This window comes from Rhodococcus kronopolitis, from assembly GCF_042654025.1.
In the GTDB taxonomy this organism is placed as follows: Bacteria; Actinomycetota; Actinomycetes; order Mycobacteriales; family Mycobacteriaceae; genus Rhodococcus_G; species Rhodococcus_G kronopolitis.
The window spans coordinates 233,886-250,717 of the sequence record NZ_JBHSFO010000009.1 but is presented as its reverse complement, the minus strand read 5'-3'; the positions used below and the strand labels follow the sequence as shown (position 1 = coordinate 250,717).

The following is a 16,832-nucleotide window of genomic DNA, read 5'->3' as shown; positions in this document are numbered from 1 at the left end:
GGTCGGCGGAGTCCGGGACGGGCCCGGCGCGTCGCCGACTAGCGGCCGCGGGCCTCGCGGGCCGCGGTGGTCGCGGGGTGCACCGCGATCAGCCCGAGCCCGGCCCGGCGGCGGCAGTGGGTCGCCAGTTCCTGGTACGCCTCGGCGCCCAGCAGTTCGGTCAGTTCCGGGGCGTAGGACTGCCACACCGGCTTCGCGCCGACGTGGGCGTCCGGCGAACCGGAGCAGTACCAGCTCAGCTCCTCGCCGCCCTCGCCCCAGCCGCGACGGTCGTACTCGGTGATCGTGGTCTTGAGGACCTGCTCGCCGTTCGGCCGGTCCACCCACTCCTGGGTGCGCCGGATCGGCAGCTGCCAGCACACGTCGGGCTTGACCTCGAGCGGCTCGATGCCCTTGCGCAGCGCCATCGAGTGCAGCGCGCAGCCGATGCCGCCCTCGAAACCGGGCCGGTTGAGGAAGATGCAGGCGCCCTTGTACCGCCGGGTCCGCAGGGCGGGCTCGTCCTCGAGGTCGTCCTCCTCGACGTAGCCCTTCTTGCCGAGCCCCTTGTCCATGAACTGCCAGTCCTGCGCGGTGAGCAATTTCACCGACTCGTCGAGCTTGTCCCGATCCTCGGCGTCGGAGAGGAAGGCGCCGTGCGAGCAGCAGCCGTCGTCCGGGCGGTCGGCCACCGTGCCCTGGCAGGCGGGAGTGCCGAACACGCAGGTCCAACGGGAAAGCAGCCAGGTCAGGTCGGCGACGACGACGTGCTCGGGGTTCGAGGGGTCGACAAATTCGATCCACTCGCGGGGGAAGTCGAGGTCCACTTCGGGGGTCGGCACCATCTTGTCCGTGGGCCCGGTATTGCCTGCTGTCACAGTGCCCGACGGTAGACCCAGTACCGTGGTGACGTGCGTTTAGGGGTGCTCGACGTCGGAAGCAACACAGTTCATCTGCTCGTGGTGGATGCCCACAGGGGCGCCCATCCCACACCGATGAGCTCAACAAAGTCCACGCTGCGGCTCGCGGAGAACACCGACGAGCACGGCGACATCACCGTCGCCGGTGCGGATCGGCTGGTCGCCGCGGTCGGCGACTTCGCCAGCATCGCCGCCACCTCCGGGTGCGGCGAGCTGATGGCGTTCGCCACCTCGGCGGTGCGGGACGCCAACAACTCGGAGGCCGTGCTGGCCCGGGTCCGGGAAGAGACGGGTGTGGGGCTGGAGGTGCTCTCCGGCGTCGACGAGGCCCGGCTCACCTTCCTCGCGGTCCGCCGCTGGTACGGCTGGAGCGCCGGCCGCATCCTGAACCTGGACATCGGCGGCGGTTCGCTCGAGCTCACCGCGGGCAACGACGAGGACCCGGACGTGGCGTACTCGTTGCAGTTGGGCGCGGGCAGGTTGACCAGGGACTGGCTGCAGGCCGACCCGCCCGGCAAGCGTCGGATCGCCGTGCTGCGGGACTGGCTGGACGCGGAGTTGGCCGAGCCGGCCAAGGCGCTGCGCGCCGCGGGGGCACCGGATCGCATCGTCGGCACCTCGAAGACCTTCCGGTCGCTCGCCCGACTCACCGGTGCCGCGCCTTCCGCCGCGGGCCCGCGTGCACGTAGGACACTGACTGCGAGCGGTCTTCGTCAGCTGATTGCGTTCATCTCGAGGATGACGACGGCGGACCGCGCGGAACTCGAGGGTGTGAGCGCCGACCGGTCCCAACAGATCGTGGCCGGCGCGCTGATTGCGGAGGCGAGCATGCGAGCTCTGTCGGTGGACGAGTTGGAGATTTGTCCGTGGGCGCTGCGCGAGGGACTGATTCTGCGCAAACTTGACACTGAGATGGGCGGCGAACTGGTGGTGACACGATGAGCGAGGGTGGCGCGAACACGGGGCAGGTTTCCGTCGCGGAACTGCTGGCCCGCAACGGTCAGCAGGTCGAGTCCCGGGGCGGTCGACGCCGACGCGGGGTGCCGGGCGGCATCAGCGTCGCCGAACTGACCGGCGAGATCCCGGTGGTCCGCGACCGAGCCCCGGAACCCGAGCCTGCCCCGAAGGTCGAGGCGCCGGACCCGAGTCCGGAGCTGCCGGCGTTCATGACCATCCCGGAGGTGCCCTCGTCGGTGACCCCGTCGGTCGCGCCGTCGTTGACGATCCCGGAGGTGACCCCGTCGGTCGCGCCGTCGGTGACGATCCCGGAGGTGCCGTCGTCGTTGACGATTCCGGAGGTGCCGTCGGTGACTCCGGCAACCCCGGTCCTCGCGCCGTCGGTGACGATTCCGGAGGTGCCCTCGTCGGTGACCCCGTCGGTCGCGGTGTCGGTGACGACCGCGAAGGCGGAGGCGGATCCCGCGTCCGCCCCACAGATGCGGACCGTGTCCGCCCCCGCCGCGGCCGAACCGGCTGCGGCCGCGGCGCCTGCGGGCGAAGAGCACACCCAGATGATCCCGGCGATCGACAAGGCGATCCTGGCCCAGGCCGACGCGCGCAAGTCCAGCATCGGCAAGCCCCGGTCGACCAAGGCGCGGGCGTCTGCGGCGGCGGGCAAGTCGGACCCGGACACGGCGCGTTCGGCCGGTGCCTTCCGGCCGTACTCGGGTTCCGAGCCCGCGCTGCTGTCCGGGGCCGCGCCCCAGGACGACTCGACCGGACAGACCCAGGTCGTGCGCAGTGTCCGCGAGGAGTCGCTCGACGAGGCGCGCGCACAGGTCCACACGACGGGCGAGGTGCCCCGGGTCACCGACACCCCGCCGCGGTCGCGGCGACGCAGGTCCGACGCCGACAGCGACGCGGCCGACAGTTCGGCGGCGGAGGACGCGACGACCGACGACGGCGCGGCGGGCAGCCCGGCTCGACAGTGGGCGGTGCTGATCGGGCAGGCCGTGGTGGCGATCGTGGCAGGCGGCCTGCTGTTCAAGGGCTTCGAGACGCTGTGGGAGATGCTGCCGTGGGTGGCGCTGGTGCTCGCGGTGCTGGTGATCGCCGGCCTCGTCGCGGTGGTCCGGATCCTGCGTCAGACCGACGACATGGTGAGCCTGTTGATCGCGATCGTCGTCGGGGTGTTCGTGACGATCGGACCGTTGGCATTCGTACTCAGCACTAGTTGAGCGGGGGTAGACATGGCGACAGACGGTGCGCGGTCCGGTGGCAGCCGGATCCTGGTGGGACTGTCGACGGCGTCTGTCTACCCGCAGAACACCGAGGCGGCGTTCGAGTTCGCCGCCGAACTCGGCTACGACGGCGTCGAGTTGATGGTGTGGGCGGAGTCCGTCAGCCAGGACATGAACGCGGTCAAGCGGCTGGTCCGTGAGTACGCGGTTCCGGTCCAGGCGATCCACGCGCCGTGCCTGCTGATCTCGCAGCGGGTGTGGGGCGCGGACCCGGTCGTCAAGCTGGAGCGGTCGGTGCGGGCGGCGGAGTCGCTCGGCGCCCGGACGGTGGTGGTGCACCCGCCGTTCCGCTGGCAGCGGCGCTACGCGGACGGCTTCGCGGACCAGGTGGCCGACCTCGAGGAACGCAGCGACGTGGTCGTCGCGGTTGAGAACATGTTCCCGATGCGGGCCGACAGCTTCTGGGGCACCAAGGCCGCATCGGCCCAGCGCCTCGAGAAGCGCGGCGGCCCGGGGCGCGGGGTCTCGGTGTTCGCCCCGTCCTACGACCCGACCGACGTCGGTCACGCCCACTACACGCTGGACCTCTCGCACACCGCCACCGCGGGAATGGACGCGCTGGAACTGGCGCGACGGATGGGCGGCGGTCTCAAGCACCTGCACCTGGCGGACGGGCGTGGTGCGTCGGCGGACGAGCACCTGATCCCCGGCCACGGCAGCCAGCCGTGCGCGCAGGTCTGCCGGCACCTGGCCGAGAGCGGCTTCGACGGGCAGGCGGTGCTCGAGGTCAACACCCAGAACGCGCGGACCCGCGCGGAGCGGTCGTCGATGCTCGCGCAGTCGCTGGCCTTCGCCCGCGAGCACCTGACGGCAGGCACGCGGTCCTGACGGCCGTCACGCGGTCCTGACGGCGGCGGTCAGAGCGCGCCGACGCCCGCGCTGATCACTGCGATCCCGGCCACGACCAACCCGGCGACGAGTGCCCCGAACCCGATCCACACCGATCGGATCCAGGCGTTCGGGCGTTGCGGATCCGCGCCGAGCACGGACACGAAGAACCCGAGCGGCACGAAGATCGCCGACGAGAGCACGAGGATAGAACCGGCGGCCGACCATCCCGGCGAGACGCCCGCGGACTCGGTGAGGAGCGCGACCACCAGTCCGAGGGTCACCAGGACCCCGGCGTGCGCGTGCCCGGCGCGGAACATCGTCTTCTGCAGGGCGTTGGCGCCCTGCTTCCCGCCGACGATCCGGAGCATGAACGTGCCCCCGAACGCGATGCCGACGACGGTGAGGAGGGTGACGCCGACAACGATCGTGAGGATGGGGTCCACAGCGGTCTCCTGGGGTTCGGGTATTCTCGGAACCGGATGGATAGTCCTACTATCCAATTGATTGGATAGTAGAAGTATCCAGTCTTCTCGTCAACGGGGCCGATCCGTCAGTCGAGTCGATCCGTCAACCAGGGAGGGCCGATGCGCGTCTCCGAGCTCGTCGAGCGGTCGGGGCTTCCGCTGGCGACCATCAAGTACTACCTGCGCGAGGGCATCCTGATGCCGGGCGAGCCCACCAGCGCGACCCAGTCCAGCTACGGTCCGCAACACCTGCGTCGTCTGGCGCTGATCAAGGCGCTGGCGGGGGCGGGGCTGCCGATCCCCAGGATCCGCGCGATCGTCCGCCTGACCGACGAGCCCGTCGACCGGCTCTACGACACGCTGGGGCGCGCGGTGGCCAACCTGCCGCCCTACCTGGACGGCCGCGACGACTGCCCGGAAGCCGACCATCCGCGCGCGCGCCGGGTGCTCGAACGGCTGGGGCAGGTCTACGAGCCCGCCTTTCCGGCGGTCGGCCAGCTCGAGCGGGCGCTGAAGGCGGTGGAGGACATCGGCCTCCCGATGACCGTCGACCGGCTCGACACCTACGGCAGGCACATCCAGGCGATCGCGGAGTTCGACATCGCGCACCTGCCGGTCGGGTCCACGGAGGCGGCCGTCGAGTACGCGGTGCTCGGCACCGCGGTCTACGAGCCTGTGCTCGCCGCGCTGCGCCGCCTCGCCCACCAGGACATCGCGTCCCGGACGCTGCCCGAGCCGGGTGACCGGCCGGCACCGGACGCCTGACCGCGCCACCCGATCCCGCGGCCGCCGTCGCACACCCAGCACCCCCGGCGAGCACGCCGCCCCTCCGAGAGGACACACCATGAGCACGCCCCCTTCCCTCACCTCGACCCGACCGTTCGCGGATCTGGCCGAGCTCACCGACCTCGGTGACGGCAGCTTCGCCGCCACGATCGATCCGATCTGGACCATCGGTCCGAAGGTGCACGGCGGCACCCTGATGGCCGTGTGCGCGGCCGCGGCCCGCGACGCGATCCTCGGATCGGGCGGCGACGCCGGTGCCATGGCGCCGGTCTCGGTCAGCGCCAGCTACGTCAGTGCCCCCGACCCGGGCGAGGTCCGGCTGGTGACCACCGTCCGCAAGCGGGGCCGGCAGGTCTGCCTGGTCGACGTCGACCTCTTCCAGGGGGGCAGGCTCGCGGTCTCGACCGCCGTGACCCTCGGCGTTCCGGACATCGGCGCGCCGCGGCACCAGGAGCCGCTGGCGCTCGCCGCGCTGCCCGCGACGCCGCCCGCCGACGCGGTGCTCATCACCCCCGATCACCCGATGGGCCAGATCGTGCACGTCGCCAAGGGTTGCGACCTGAGGGTGGACCCGACCGCCGCGCGATTCCTCGCCGGTGAGCAGGGCGACCCCGTCAACCGGATGTGGGTCAGGCCGTTCGCCGAGGACGAGGCCGATCCCGACGTCGCGCTGCTCTTCGCGCTGATGACCGGCGACCTCAGCGCGCCGGTCACGATGAACCGCGGCATGTTCGGGTGGGCGCCGACGGTCCAGCTCACCACTTACGTGCGTCGGCGCCCGGCGCCCGGGTGGCTGCGGGTGATGGCCAGCGCGACCGTCCTCGGCGACACCTGGTTCGAGGAGGACCACGTGGTGCTGGACGAGTCCGGCGAGGTCGTCGTGCAGAGCCGCCAGCTCGCGATGATCCCGAAGGGCTGAACGGACGGACCTGCGTTCGGGGGTGCGGGGTCGGGCTGGCAGGCTGAGAGCCATGACGAGAATTGCAGTGATCGGTGGCGGCCGGATCGGCGAGGCGCTGATCTCGGGGCTGTTGAAGTCGGGACGCGCGGCTCGGGACCTGGTGATCGCGGAGTCGTTCCCGGCCCGCGCCGAGGAGCTCTCGGAGCGGTTCGGCATTCGGGTGACGACGGTCGCGGACGCGTGCGAGGGCGCCGACGTGGTGGTCATCGCGGTCAAGCCCGGTGACGTGGACGGCGTGGTGGCCGAGCTGGCCGCCGTCGACCTCGACGGCGACCGTGAGCAGCTGCTGGTGACGCTGGCGGCCGGGCTGCCGACCACGCGCTACGAGAACAAGCTGCCCGCGGGGTTCCCGGTGGTCCGGGTCATGCCGAACACCCCGATGCTGGTGGGCGAGGGCGTCAGCGCGATCGCCGCCGGCCGGTTCGCGAAGGCCGAGCATCTCGAGACGGTGCACGAGCTGCTGGGCGCGGTGGGCAAGGTGGTCACCGTGACGGAGTCGCAGCTCGACGCGGTCACCGCGGTCTCGGGCTCCGGTCCGGCGTACTTCTTCCTGGTCGCGGAGGCGATGATCGACGCGGGCGTGAGCCTCGGACTCGCCCGCACGACGGCCGCCGACCTGGTCGTGCAGACCATGATCGGCTCCGCGGCCATGCTGGCGGAGTCCGGCGAGTCCGCGACCGAGCTGCGGGCGGCCGTCACCTCGCCCGGCGGCACCACCGCCGCCGCGGTGCGTGAACTCGAGCGCGGAGGCCTGAGGACCGCGTTCTACGACGCGCTCTCGGCGGCGAAGGCGAGGTCCGCGACGATGGGCGCCCCGGCCGAGAAGACCCTCGGCATCTCGGCCGAGTAGGCCGCGGCGCCGGGAATTGTGCCCCCGGCGGGTCGGAGTGTGGCGGGCCGGGAAACGGCAGGTCCGGGTGCGTCGAGTCCGGGAATTGTGCCCCGTTTCGCTCACACCCGTCGCATTAACACCATCCGTCCCGGTAAACTCCAGGTAGCACGTGCGTGTCTGTACCGCCGGAGGGGAAGCCGGCGGCGCGGTACGTGCCGGAGGTATACAACTCGATGGTGTCTACAAGTAAGTCGAAGGGATCGGACGGCGAGATTCAGCCGGTGCTCGGAGGAACGCAGTTTCTCACGGTCGCAGAGGTGGCGACCCTGATGCGGGTTTCGAAAATGACGGTGTATAGGTTGGTGCACAGCGGCGAACTGCCTGCGGTTCGGGTCGGTCGCTCGTTTCGAGTACATGCGAAGGCAGTGCACGACTACCTGCAAACGTCGTACTTCGACGCGGGCTGAAGTCTCGACAACCACGCTCGGTTTCGGCGGAGCAGGCGGCACCGGTACGATGAGTAATCGTCGTGCCAGCCGGTGTCGTCAGGCGCTGGGCTAGTGGATAGTGGCTACAGCGCCAGATTCGTAACGCACGCGTACGTAACCGGCGTGCGCAGGAACGCTAGAGAAGAACGTGAGGGACACCCGCCATGGGTTCAGTTATCAAGAAGCGACGCAAGCGTATGTCGAAGAAGAAGCACCGCAAGCTGCTTCGTAGGACGCGCGTGCAGCGTAGGAAGCTCGGTAAGTAAGCTCCGAAACGAGCTGCAGGCACGCCACAGGCGTGTGGGCCTCGCGCCCCGACGATGCCCGTCACCGACAGGTGGCGGGCATCGCTGTATCCGTGGCACGGTGTCGGGAGGCGCCGCCGTCGAGGATGCAGGTGCCGGCCGGGTCGCTCGCGGTCCGTCGCCGGGCGCCACGATTGTCGCAATCGTCCGCAATCGCCGTATTCACTGGACTTCGCGGCGCGCCGGCCCGGTGAACGGGTGGCTCGATGCAGTAAAACTGCTGGTGGACGGCGTGTTTCGGTGGCGTTAATCTTTCTCGGACCCGGCGCGGCGGGGGTTAGGCTCGCAGGGGAGTCGGGTTACGGGCGTTTCGATCACGGACGGGGTGTGGGGAACGGTGACAGACGGCGATCGGCGTGTGCAGCCCCCCGGGGTGGTGCTGGTGACCGGGGCGAGCAGGTTCTTCGGCGGCTACCTGGTGGCCCGGCTTGCGCAGGACCCGAGCATCGAGCGGGTCATCGCGGTCGACGCGGTCTCCCCGAGCAAGGACATGCTCCGCCGGATGGGCCGCGCCGAGTTCGTCCGCGCGGACATCCGCAACCCGCTGATCGGCAAGGTGATCCGTGGCGCCCGGGTGGACACCGTGGTGCACGCGGCCACGATCGACCGGGCACCCAAGTCGGGCAGCCGCACCGCCATGAAGGACATGAACGTGCTCGGCGCCATGCAGCTGTTCGCGGTCTGCCAGAAGTCGCCGGACGTCCGCCGGGTGGTGGTGCGGTCCTCGAGCGCGGTCTACGGCTGCAGCGCGAAGGACCCCGCGAAGTTCACCGAGGAGATGAGCGCCCGCACGCCGCCGCGCGGCGACTTCGCGCGGGACAGCATCGAGATCGAGGGCTACGCCCGCGGACTTGCGCGCAGGCGCCCGGACATCGCGGTGTCGCTGCTGCGGATGGCGCCGCTGGTCGGACCGCGGCTGCACGGCGCGGTCTCCCGGTACCTCAACTCGCCCGTCGTGCCGACCGTGGTGGGCCGGGACGCCCGGATGCAGCTGCTGCACGAGGAGGACGCCCTCGCCGCTCTCGAACGCGCGACGGTGGCCGGTCCGGCAGGCACCTTCAACGTCGCCGCGGACGGAGTGGTGATGCTCTCCCAGGCGATCCGGCGGGCCGGGGGCGTTCCGGTCCCGGTGCCGTACCCGCTCTTCCGAACCCTGGGCGGGGCGCTGATGGGTTCGGCGATGCGGGAGTTCACCAGCGAGCAGCTCGACTACTACCACTTCGGCTGCGGCCTCGACACCCACCGGATGCGCACCGAACTGGGTTTCGAACCGCGCTGGACGTCGATGCAGGCACTCGACGACACCATCAGGGGCGCGGGCTTCAGCCCGGTCATCAGCAGGGACTGGCTGCGCGCGGTGGAATCCGGCGTGAGCAGGCTGGTCGGGGCGTCGGGGGCGGGACGATGAACGAGTCGATGAACGAGTCGGTCAACCAGACGGTCGGGTCGGGCGAGGGGGCGAAGGTGATCCCGCTGCACGGCGAGTCCGGGCCGCGTCGCCTGCGTCCCCGTCGGACCGTCGGGCCGGTGACCCCGTCGCCGCCGACCGAACTGTTCGGCGGTCCGCCGCCTGCGGCGGGGGAGTCGCCGGACCTGGCAGGTGCGCTGCTGGACGCGGTGCGCGAGAGGGTCGCCGACCAGGTGGTCGCGACGGCGGAGTTCGTCCGGCGGCGGTTGACCGGCGACTACCAGGTCGACGAGTTCGGTTTCGACCCGCATTTCACCGAGAACGTGTGGCTGCCGTTGCTGCGGCCGCTCTTCGACTCGTGGTTCCGGGTCGAGGTGCGCGGCATCGAGAACGTGCCGGCCGAGGGCGGCGCGCTGGTGGTCGCGAACCATGCCGGCGTGCTGCCGATCGACGGCCTGATGACCTCGGTGGCGATGTTCGATCACCACCCGGCGCACCGTCCGCTGCGAATGCTGGCCGCGGACATGGCATTCGAGACGCCTGTGGTGGGCAACATCGCCCGCAAGGCAGGCCACACCCTGGCCTGCAACCCGGACGCCGAACGACTGCTCCGCGGCGGCGAGGTCGCGGCGGTGTTCCCGGAGGGCTTCAAGGGCATCGGCAAGCCGTTCAGCGAGCGGTACAAGCTGCAGCGCTTCGGTCGCGGCGGGTTCGTCTGCGCCGCAATCAACACCGGCGCGCCGATCATCCCCTGCTCGATCGTCGGGTCCGAGGAGATCTACCCGAAGATCGGCGACCTGAAGTCGCTGGCCCGGCTGCTGGGGCTGCCGTACTTCCCGGTGACGCCGTTCTTCCCGGCCCTCGGTCCCGTGGGGCTGATCCCGCTGCCGTCGAAGTGGTACATCGAGTTCGGCGAGCCGATCCCCACGGACACCTACGACGCCGCGTGCGCGGAGGACCCGATGGTGCTCTTCGAGCTCACCGACCACGTCCGCGAGACCATCCAGCAGACGCTGTACCGGCTGCTCGCGAAGCGTCGCAACGTCTTCATGGGCTGAGCCGGGTCCCGCGCGGGCCCGGTCCCGGTGCACCGCCGTGCCCCGGGACCGCCCGCGCGCGAGGGGTCAGTGCTTGCGGCGGCCGAGCACCGCGGCCAGCGCGCCGCCGAGTGCGCCCAGCGCGAGCGCCGTCGGCACGCCGATCCGGGCGGCCTTGCGTCCGGTGCGATAGTCCCGGACCTCCCAGCCCCGGGTCTTGGCCAGTTCCTTGAGGTCCTGGTCCGGGTTGATGGCGACCGCGGTGCCCACCAGCGAGAGCATCGGCACGTCGTTGTGGCTGTCGGAGTACGCGGTGCAGCGCTTGAGGTTCAGGCCCTCGCGCACGGCCAGGGTGCGCACGGCGTGCGCCTTGCCGGAACCGTGCAGGATGTCGCCGACCAGCCGGCCGGTGAACTTGCCGTCCTCGCTCTCGACGACGGTGCCCAGCGCGCCGGTCAGCCCGAGCCGCTGCGCGATCACCTGCGCCAACTCGACCGGTGTCGCGGTCACCAGCCACACCTGCTGGCCGGCGTCGAGGTGCATCTGGGCCAGTGCCCGGGTGCCGGACCAGATCTTGTCGGCGATCAGTTCGTCGTAGATGTCCTCGCCGAGACGGGTGAACTCGGCGGTCTCGCGTCCGGCGATGAACGCCAGCGCCTTCTCCTTGCCGCTGGCGACGTCGCTGCTGTTCTCCTTGCCGGTGACCCGGAACTTGACCTGCTGCCAGCCGAACCGGGCCATGTCGCCGTAGGAGATGTACTTGCGGGCGGCCAGTCCGCGGGCGAAGTGGATGATCGACGCGCCCTGGACCATGGTGTTGTCGACGTCGAAGAACGCGGCGGCGGTCAGGTCGAGCGGTGCCGCGGGCGCGGTGTCGCCGGTGTCCTCGCCGGACTCCGCGGCGACGGCCTCGGTCGCGGCGGCGTGCAGGGCGATGGCGGCGTCCGCACTCGCCTCGCCGGCCAGGTTGGCGCGGCGTTGGGCGTCGCTCAGGCCCAGCGGGAACCGGCCGCGCCGGTGGAACGGCGGGACTCCGCTGAGCCAGCCCACGCCGACTCCCGAACCCGACGGGCGTGATAGCTCAGGCACTCGCACCTCCAGTGATCGCAGATCCCCCCGGTAACCCTATCTCCAGCGAGGAGGGCGCACCGGTTGGCGCGCACCGACACCGGCAGCTGTGAGATCCGTCTCCGTGGATCGGTTCCGGACCACCCGTGCGCCGGTGGCACAGTGGACCCATGACCGTCTCGGCGCACACCATCACCCTCCTCACCCGGGCCGGCTGCGGCTCCTGCGAGACGGCCCGGGACCAACTGCTGCCGCTGTGTGCGGAATTCGGCATTGTCCTCGAATCACTCGACGTCGACGTGGCGGCAGCTTCGGATCCCGAGCTGCGGGCCGAGTACGGCGACCGCTTGCCGGTGGTGCTGCTCGACGGCCGGGAGCACAGTTACTGGGAGGTCGACGAGGTACGGCTGCGGGCGGATTTGACAATCTGAGACCGACCTGCGGCCCACTGAGGAGCGTCGCTGCGCAGGTCGCAGCGGGTGTTGCCGGAATCGTCGCGACTTTGTGCAGAGCTTCACAAGCGGTTACCGTGGTGGCAACAGTCCCCCCGGATCAACGTGATGACCGGCCGTGTGCATGGCCGGACGAGGAGCCATCGAAGTGACCGAACAGCACCAGGCGCATGGGTTGTCGGCCCGTGGCGTCACCGGAGCTGATCGCGGCGCTCGACTCGGGGCCGACACGCCCGTCCGGGACCTGCCGCAGGCCACCGTCACCCGGCTTGCCACCTATCTCCGCGTGCTCGGTCTGATGGCCGACGACGGCGCCCTGATCGTCTCCAGCGAGGAACTCGCGACCGCCGCAGGCGTCGGCTCGGCGATGCTGCGCAAGGACCTCTCCTTCCTCGGGCCCAACGGGGTGCGCGGCGTCGGCTACGACGTGTCCCGGTTGCGTGCCCGCATCGAGGCCGCGCTCGGTCTCGACCTCGGCCACCGGGTGGTCCTGGTCGGTGTCGGCAGCCTCGGTCAGGCGCTGGCCCGCTACGGCGGGTTCGGGCGTCGGGGCTTCACCATGGTCGGGCTGTTCGACCGGGACCCGGAGCGGATCGGCGGCGCGGTGGATGACCTCGTCGTCCGCGACGTGGCCGAGCTCGGGTCCGCCTGCCGTGAGCTGGGCGCGACCATCGGCGTCGTGGCGACCCCGGACCACTCCGCGCAGGAGGTGTGCGACGAGCTGGTGAAGGCCGGTCTGCGCTGCATCCTGAGCTTTGCGTCCGCGCCGCTCGAGGTGCCCAGGCACGTCGAGATCCGGCGCGTCGACCTGGCCGTCGAGATGCAGGTCCTCTCGTTCCACAGTGCCCGCAATGCCGAGTCCGATCCGGACGCGACAGGCTCGACTTCGACAACGAATGGATCGGTGGCTGCTCCGTGAGTGTTCTCCTGGTCGGGATTTCGCACAGAAGCGCTCCCGTGTCCGTCCTCGAGCGGGTCGCCGTCGGCGACACGGATCGGCCCAAGCTGATCGACAAGATGCTGGCCTCGCCGCACATCTCCGAGGCGATGATCGTCTCGACCTGCAACCGGGTCGAGGTCTACGCGGTGGTCGACGCCTTCCACGGCGCCCTCGAGGACGTCAGCGAACTGCTCTCCGACCATTCGGGCCTGAACCTGACGGACCTGACCAAGCACGCCTACGTCCGCTACAGCGAGGCCGCCGCCGAGCACCTGTTCGCGGTGGCCTCGGGGCTGGACTCGATGGTGGTCGGCGAGCAGCAGATCCTCGGCCAGATCCGCACCGCCTACGCCACCTCCGACAGCCAGCAGGCCGCCGGCCGGATGCTGCACGAGCTGGCCCAGCAGGCGCTGCGCGTCGGCAAGCGGGTGCACTCCGAGACCGGCATCGACCGGGCCGGTGCCTCCGTGGTGTCGGTGGCGCTGGACCGGGCCGCCGGGCTGCTGGGCGGCGCCCTGACCGGGCGCACCGCCGTGGTGCTCGGTGCCGGGTCGATGGGCGGGCTGTCCGTCGCGCACCTGACCAGGGCAGGCATCGGTCGGATCGTCGTGGTCAACCGCACCCGGGACCGGGCCGAGAACCTCGCCGAGACCGCCCGGAGCCGGGGCGTGGAGGCGGACACGGCGGCCCTCGCCGACCTGGCGTCGGCGCTGGCCCAGGCGGACGTGCTGGTGACCTGTACCGGCGCCGTCGGCGCGGTGGTGACCCTCGCGGACGCCCACCTGGCACTGGCCGAGCCCGACCGCGGCCTGGACCGGCCCCTGGTGATCTGCGACCTCGGCCTGCCGCGGGACGTCGAACCCGCCGTCGCCGGGTTGCCCGGCGTGAGCGTGCTCGACATGGAGTCCCTGCAGCGGGACCCGGCCGCCGGGGCCGCGGCGTCCGACGCCGAGGCGGCGCGCGAGATCGTCGCGGGCGAGCTCGCCACCTACCTGGCCGGTCAGCGGCTCGCGGAGGTCACCCCGACGGTGACGGCCCTGCGCCAGCGCGCGGCAGACGTGGTCGAGGCGGAGCTGCTCCGGCTGGACTCGCGGCTGCCCGGCCTCGAGGACCCGCAGCGCGACGAGGTGGCGCGCACCGTGCGCCGGGTCGTCGACAAGCTGCTGCATGCCCCCACCGTGCGGGTCAAGCAGTTGGCGGCCTCGCCCGGCGGCGACCGGTACGCGGCCGCGCTGCGCGAGCTCTTCGAGCTGGCGCCGGGGTCGACCGAGGCCGTCGCGACGCCGATGGAGATCCGGGCCGTCGAGCTCGCGGACGACCTGACCGCGGGTCACGCGGCCGACGGTTTCACGGCCGGCCTGCCGGCCGGCGACACACAGATCTGGGGCAAGGGGATGCAGGCATGACCGCGACCGCACAGCCGACCGGTACGACGGCGGTACGCACGCTCCGCATCGGCACCCGGGGCAGCCTGCTCGCGACCACCCAGGCGGGCACCATCCGGGACGCGCTCATTGCCGCCGGGCATCCCGCCGAACTGGTGATCGTCACGACCAAGGGCGACGTCACGCCGGGCCCGGTGCAGCGCATCGGCGTCGGCGTGTTCACCGCGGAACTGCGCGAGGAGCTCGCCGCCGGTCGGGTGGACGTGGCCGTGCACTCCTACAAGGACCTGCCGACCGCCCCCGACGCGCGGCTGGTCATCGCCGCGGTGCCCGGCCGCGAGGACCCGCGCGACGCCCTGGTGGCCCGCGACGGGCTGGTGCTCGGCGAGCTGCCCGCCGGTTCGAAGGTCGGGACCTCGGCCCCGCGTCGCCGGGCCCAGCTGCGCGCGCTCGGACTGGGACTCGACATCCAGGAGCTGCGCGGCAACATCGACACCCGGATCGGCAAGGTCGCGTCCGGCGAACTCGACGCCATCGTGATCGCCCGCGCCGGCCTGTCCCGGATCGGTCGACTCGACGCGATCACCGAGACGCTCGACCCGGTGCAGATGCTGCCGGCGCCGTCGCAGGGCGCACTGGCCGTCGAGTGCCGTGCCGACAACCCGGAACTGATCGCGATCCTGTCCGGGCTCGACGACGCCCATGCCCGTGCGGCGGTCGTCGCCGAGCGTGGACTGCTCGCCGAGCTCGAGGCCGGCTGCACCGCGCCGGTCGGTGCCATCGCCGAGGTCGTCGAGTCCCTGGACGACGACGGCAATGTCATCGACGAGCTGTCGGTGCGCGGTTGCGCGGCCGCGCTGGACGGGTCGGACTCGATCCGCGCGTCGGCGGTCGGCCCGATCGACCGCGCCGAGGAACTGGGTCGGGCCGTGGCCCGGGAACTGCTCGACCTCGGCGCCCGCGAACTGATGGGGGTCACCGATGTGTAGATCGTCGAAACCGGCTCGGACCAGGTATCACCCCGGTCCGCATCGCCCCGGATCAGCTGTGGAGAGCAGCACCGCCCGACCCTGCAATTCTGGACACCTGAACGCACTGGAGAACAACCGATGAGCCGAGTCCGAAAGAACACTCCCGGACGGATCCTGTTCGTGGGCTCGGGGCCCGGCGATCCCGCGCTGCTCACCGTCCGCGCCCGGGACGTGCTGGCAAACGCGACGCTCGCGTTCACCGATCCCGACGTCGACAAGGGCGTCACCGCGCTGGTCGGCACGGCGCTGCTGGTCAAGGGTGTTGAGGCCGATCCGGAGCACCCGCTCTCCGAGGTCCGGCCCGCGCTCGGCGAGCCGTCGGAGGTCGCGAAGACCCTGGTCGCGGAGGCCAAGAACGGCCACGACGTGGTCCGCCTGGTCTCCGGCGACCCGCTGACCACCGACTCGGTGATCGCCGAGGTCACCGCCGTGGCGCGCACCCAGGTCGTCTTCGAGGTGCTGCCCGGACTGCCCGCCGCGTCCGCGGTGCCCAGCTACGCCGGCATGGCGTTGGGCTCCGGTCACACCGAGGCCGACGTCCGTGGCGAGGTCGACTGGGCGGCCCTGGCCGCCGCCCCGGGACCGCTGGTGCTGCATGCGGGTGCCGCACACCTGGCCGAGACCGCGAGCGCGCTGGTCGAGCACGGACTGGCCCCGCAGACTCCGGCCGCGATCACCGTCCGCGGCACCACCCGCCAGCAGCGCACGGTCGAGGCCACCCTCGCGACGCTGAACGAGGCCGGCTCCGAGCTGGTCGGTTCGCTGATCGTCACGGTCGGCAAGGTCGTCGGCCACCGCAACAAGATGTCCTGGTGGGAGTCGCGGGCCCTGTACGGCTGGACCGTGCTGGTGCCGCGCACCAAGGACCAGGCAGGCGAGATGAGCGACCGGCTGGTCACCCACGGTGCCATCCCGATCGAGGTCCCGACCATCGCCGTCGAGCCGCCGCGGAGCCCGGCGCAGATGGAGCGCTCGGTCAAGGGCCTGGTCGACGGCCGTTACCAGTGGGTGGTGTTCACCTCCACCAACGCGGTGCGCGCGGTGTGGGAGAAGTTCGAGGAGTTCGGGCTCGACGCCCGCGCCTTCTCGGGCGTCAAGATCGCCTGCGTGGGTCAGGCCACCGCGGACAAGGTGCGCAGCTTCGGCATCAACCCCGAGCTGGTGCCGTCCGGTGAGCAGTCCAGCGAGGGCCTGCTGGCCGAGTTCGCCCCGTACGACGACGTCTTCGACCCGGTCAACCGGGTGCTGCTGCCCCGCGCGGACATCGCCACGGAGACGCTCGCCGAGGGCCTGCGTCAGCGTGGCTGGGAGATCGACGACGTCACGGCGTACCGCACTGTCCGGGCGGCGCCGCCCGCCGCCGAGACCCGCGAGATGATCAAGACCGGCGGGTTCGACGCGGTGTGCTTCACCTCGTCGTCCACCGTGCGGAACCTGGTCGGCATCGCCGGCAAGCCGCACGCCCGCACCCTGGTCGCCTGCATCGGTCCGAAGACCGCGGAGACGGCCATCGAGTTCGGCCTGCGGGTCGACGTGCAGCCGGAGACGGCACAGGCCGGACCGCTGGTCGAGGCACTGGCCGAGCATGCGGCCCGGCTCCGCGCCGAGGGCGCACTGCCGCCCCCGCGCAAGAAGTCCCGCAGGCGCTAGGCGCTACGCGCTCGCGCGTGGTTGACGGGTCCTCGAGACCCGTCAACCACGCACG

Annotated in this window: 18 protein-coding genes; 15 read left to right on the top strand and 3 right to left on the bottom strand. The window is 71.3% G+C overall.

Annotated features, from left to right (window positions below):
* Positions 1–38 precede the first annotated feature (38 nt).
* Positions 39–824 (bottom strand): DUF3109 family protein, encoded by a 786-nt coding sequence (locus ACFO6S_RS15860; protein WP_378418722.1) that lies wholly within the window; start codon positions 822–824, stop codon positions 39–41.
* Between the two features lie 66 nt (positions 825–890).
* Here ACFO6S_RS15860 and ACFO6S_RS15855 point away from each other — a divergent pair, with 66 nt between their 5' ends.
* Genes ACFO6S_RS15855 through ACFO6S_RS15845 form a run of 3 tightly spaced genes read left to right on the top strand, consistent with a single transcriptional unit; the run spans position 891 to position 3,967 of the window.
* A complete protein-coding gene (locus tag ACFO6S_RS15855) occupies positions 891–1,841 on the top strand; it encodes a Ppx/GppA family phosphatase (protein ID WP_378418551.1) in 951 nt (316 codons plus the stop codon).
* Positions 1,838–3,076 carry a hypothetical protein gene (locus ACFO6S_RS15850; RefSeq protein WP_378418549.1) on the top strand — a complete coding sequence of 413 codons (1,239 nt, stop codon included), beginning with the start codon at positions 1,838–1,840 and terminating at the stop codon, positions 3,074–3,076. The genes ACFO6S_RS15855 and ACFO6S_RS15850 overlap by 4 nt, the downstream gene beginning before the upstream one ends.
* A 12-nt stretch (positions 3,077–3,088) precedes the next feature.
* Positions 3,089–3,967, top strand: coding sequence for a sugar phosphate isomerase/epimerase family protein (locus ACFO6S_RS15845; RefSeq protein WP_378418547.1), 879 nt, complete (start codon positions 3,089–3,091; stop codon positions 3,965–3,967).
* Positions 3,968–3,996: 29 nt separating this feature from the next.
* Here the strand turns inward: ACFO6S_RS15845 and ACFO6S_RS15840 are convergent, their stop codons facing one another.
* A complete protein-coding gene (locus ACFO6S_RS15840; RefSeq protein WP_378418545.1) occupies positions 3,997–4,413 on the bottom strand; it encodes a hypothetical protein in 417 nt (138 codons plus the stop codon).
* Between the two features lie 141 nt (positions 4,414–4,554).
* Here ACFO6S_RS15840 and ACFO6S_RS15835 point away from each other — a divergent pair, with 141 nt between their 5' ends.
* The 7 genes from ACFO6S_RS15835 to ACFO6S_RS15805 all read left to right on the top strand — a co-directional run bounded on the left by ACFO6S_RS15835 (position 4,555) and on the right by ACFO6S_RS15805 (position 10,272).
* On the top strand, positions 4,555–5,199 hold the full coding sequence (locus ACFO6S_RS15835) for a MerR family transcriptional regulator (protein ID WP_378418543.1): 645 nt from the start codon (positions 4,555–4,557) through the stop codon (positions 5,197–5,199).
* 79 nt (positions 5,200–5,278) lie between these two features.
* Positions 5,279–6,139, top strand: a complete 861-nt coding sequence (locus tag ACFO6S_RS15830) for a thioesterase family protein (RefSeq protein WP_378418541.1) — start codon at positions 5,279–5,281, stop codon at positions 6,137–6,139.
* Positions 6,140–6,191: 52 nt separating this feature from the next.
* The gene (gene proC, locus ACFO6S_RS15825; protein ID WP_378418540.1) at positions 6,192–7,031 is read left to right on the top strand and encodes a pyrroline-5-carboxylate reductase; all 840 of its coding nucleotides are present in this window, start codon (positions 6,192–6,194) and stop codon (positions 7,029–7,031) included.
* A 215-nt stretch (positions 7,032–7,246) separates the two neighbouring features.
* Positions 7,247–7,480: a helix-turn-helix domain-containing protein gene (locus tag ACFO6S_RS15820; protein ID WP_378418720.1), complete on the top strand. Its 234-nt coding sequence runs from the start codon at positions 7,247–7,249 to the stop codon at positions 7,478–7,480.
* Positions 7,481–7,665: 185 nt separating this feature from the next.
* Complete coding sequence (locus ACFO6S_RS15815) at positions 7,666–7,767, top strand: 30S ribosomal protein bS22 (RefSeq protein ID WP_003402602.1); 102 nt, start codon at positions 7,666–7,668, stop codon at positions 7,765–7,767.
* A gap of 415 nt (positions 7,768–8,182) precedes the next feature.
* Positions 8,183–9,214, top strand: coding sequence for an NAD-dependent epimerase/dehydratase family protein (locus ACFO6S_RS15810; RefSeq protein ID WP_378418718.1), 1,032 nt, complete (start codon positions 8,183–8,185; stop codon positions 9,212–9,214).
* Positions 9,211–10,272 (top strand): lysophospholipid acyltransferase family protein, encoded by a 1,062-nt coding sequence (locus ACFO6S_RS15805; protein WP_378418538.1) that lies wholly within the window; start codon positions 9,211–9,213, stop codon positions 10,270–10,272. Before ACFO6S_RS15810 ends, ACFO6S_RS15805 begins: the two co-directional genes overlap by 4 nt.
* Before the next feature lie 66 nt (positions 10,273–10,338).
* Here ACFO6S_RS15805 and ACFO6S_RS15800 read toward each other — a convergent pair whose 3' ends face one another.
* Positions 10,339–11,340: an HAD family hydrolase gene (locus tag ACFO6S_RS15800; protein WP_378418537.1), complete on the bottom strand. Its 1,002-nt coding sequence runs from the start codon at positions 11,338–11,340 to the stop codon at positions 10,339–10,341.
* Positions 11,341–11,489: 149 nt separating this feature from the next.
* Here ACFO6S_RS15800 and ACFO6S_RS15795 point away from each other — a divergent pair, with 149 nt between their 5' ends.
* The 5 genes from ACFO6S_RS15795 to ACFO6S_RS15775 all read left to right on the top strand — a co-directional run bounded on the left by ACFO6S_RS15795 (position 11,490) and on the right by ACFO6S_RS15775 (position 16,777).
* The gene (locus ACFO6S_RS15795) at positions 11,490–11,750 is read left to right on the top strand and encodes a glutaredoxin family protein (protein ID WP_378418535.1); all 261 of its coding nucleotides are present in this window, start codon (positions 11,490–11,492) and stop codon (positions 11,748–11,750) included.
* A gap of 145 nt (positions 11,751–11,895) precedes the next feature.
* A complete protein-coding gene (locus ACFO6S_RS15790; protein WP_378418533.1) occupies positions 11,896–12,690 on the top strand; it encodes a redox-sensing transcriptional repressor Rex in 795 nt (264 codons plus the stop codon).
* Positions 12,687–14,117 carry a glutamyl-tRNA reductase gene (locus tag ACFO6S_RS15785; RefSeq protein WP_378418531.1) on the top strand — a complete coding sequence of 477 codons (1,431 nt, stop codon included), beginning with the start codon at positions 12,687–12,689 and terminating at the stop codon, positions 14,115–14,117. Before ACFO6S_RS15790 ends, ACFO6S_RS15785 begins: the two co-directional genes overlap by 4 nt.
* Positions 14,114–15,085 (top strand): hydroxymethylbilane synthase, encoded by a 972-nt coding sequence (hemC, locus tag ACFO6S_RS15780; RefSeq protein ID WP_378418529.1) that lies wholly within the window; start codon positions 14,114–14,116, stop codon positions 15,083–15,085. Before ACFO6S_RS15785 ends, hemC begins: the two co-directional genes overlap by 4 nt.
* A gap of 120 nt (positions 15,086–15,205) precedes the next feature.
* Positions 15,206–16,777 carry a bifunctional uroporphyrinogen-III C-methyltransferase/uroporphyrinogen-III synthase gene (locus tag ACFO6S_RS15775; RefSeq protein WP_378418527.1) on the top strand — a complete coding sequence of 524 codons (1,572 nt, stop codon included), beginning with the start codon at positions 15,206–15,208 and terminating at the stop codon, positions 16,775–16,777.
* Positions 16,778–16,832: the final 55 nt, after the last annotated feature.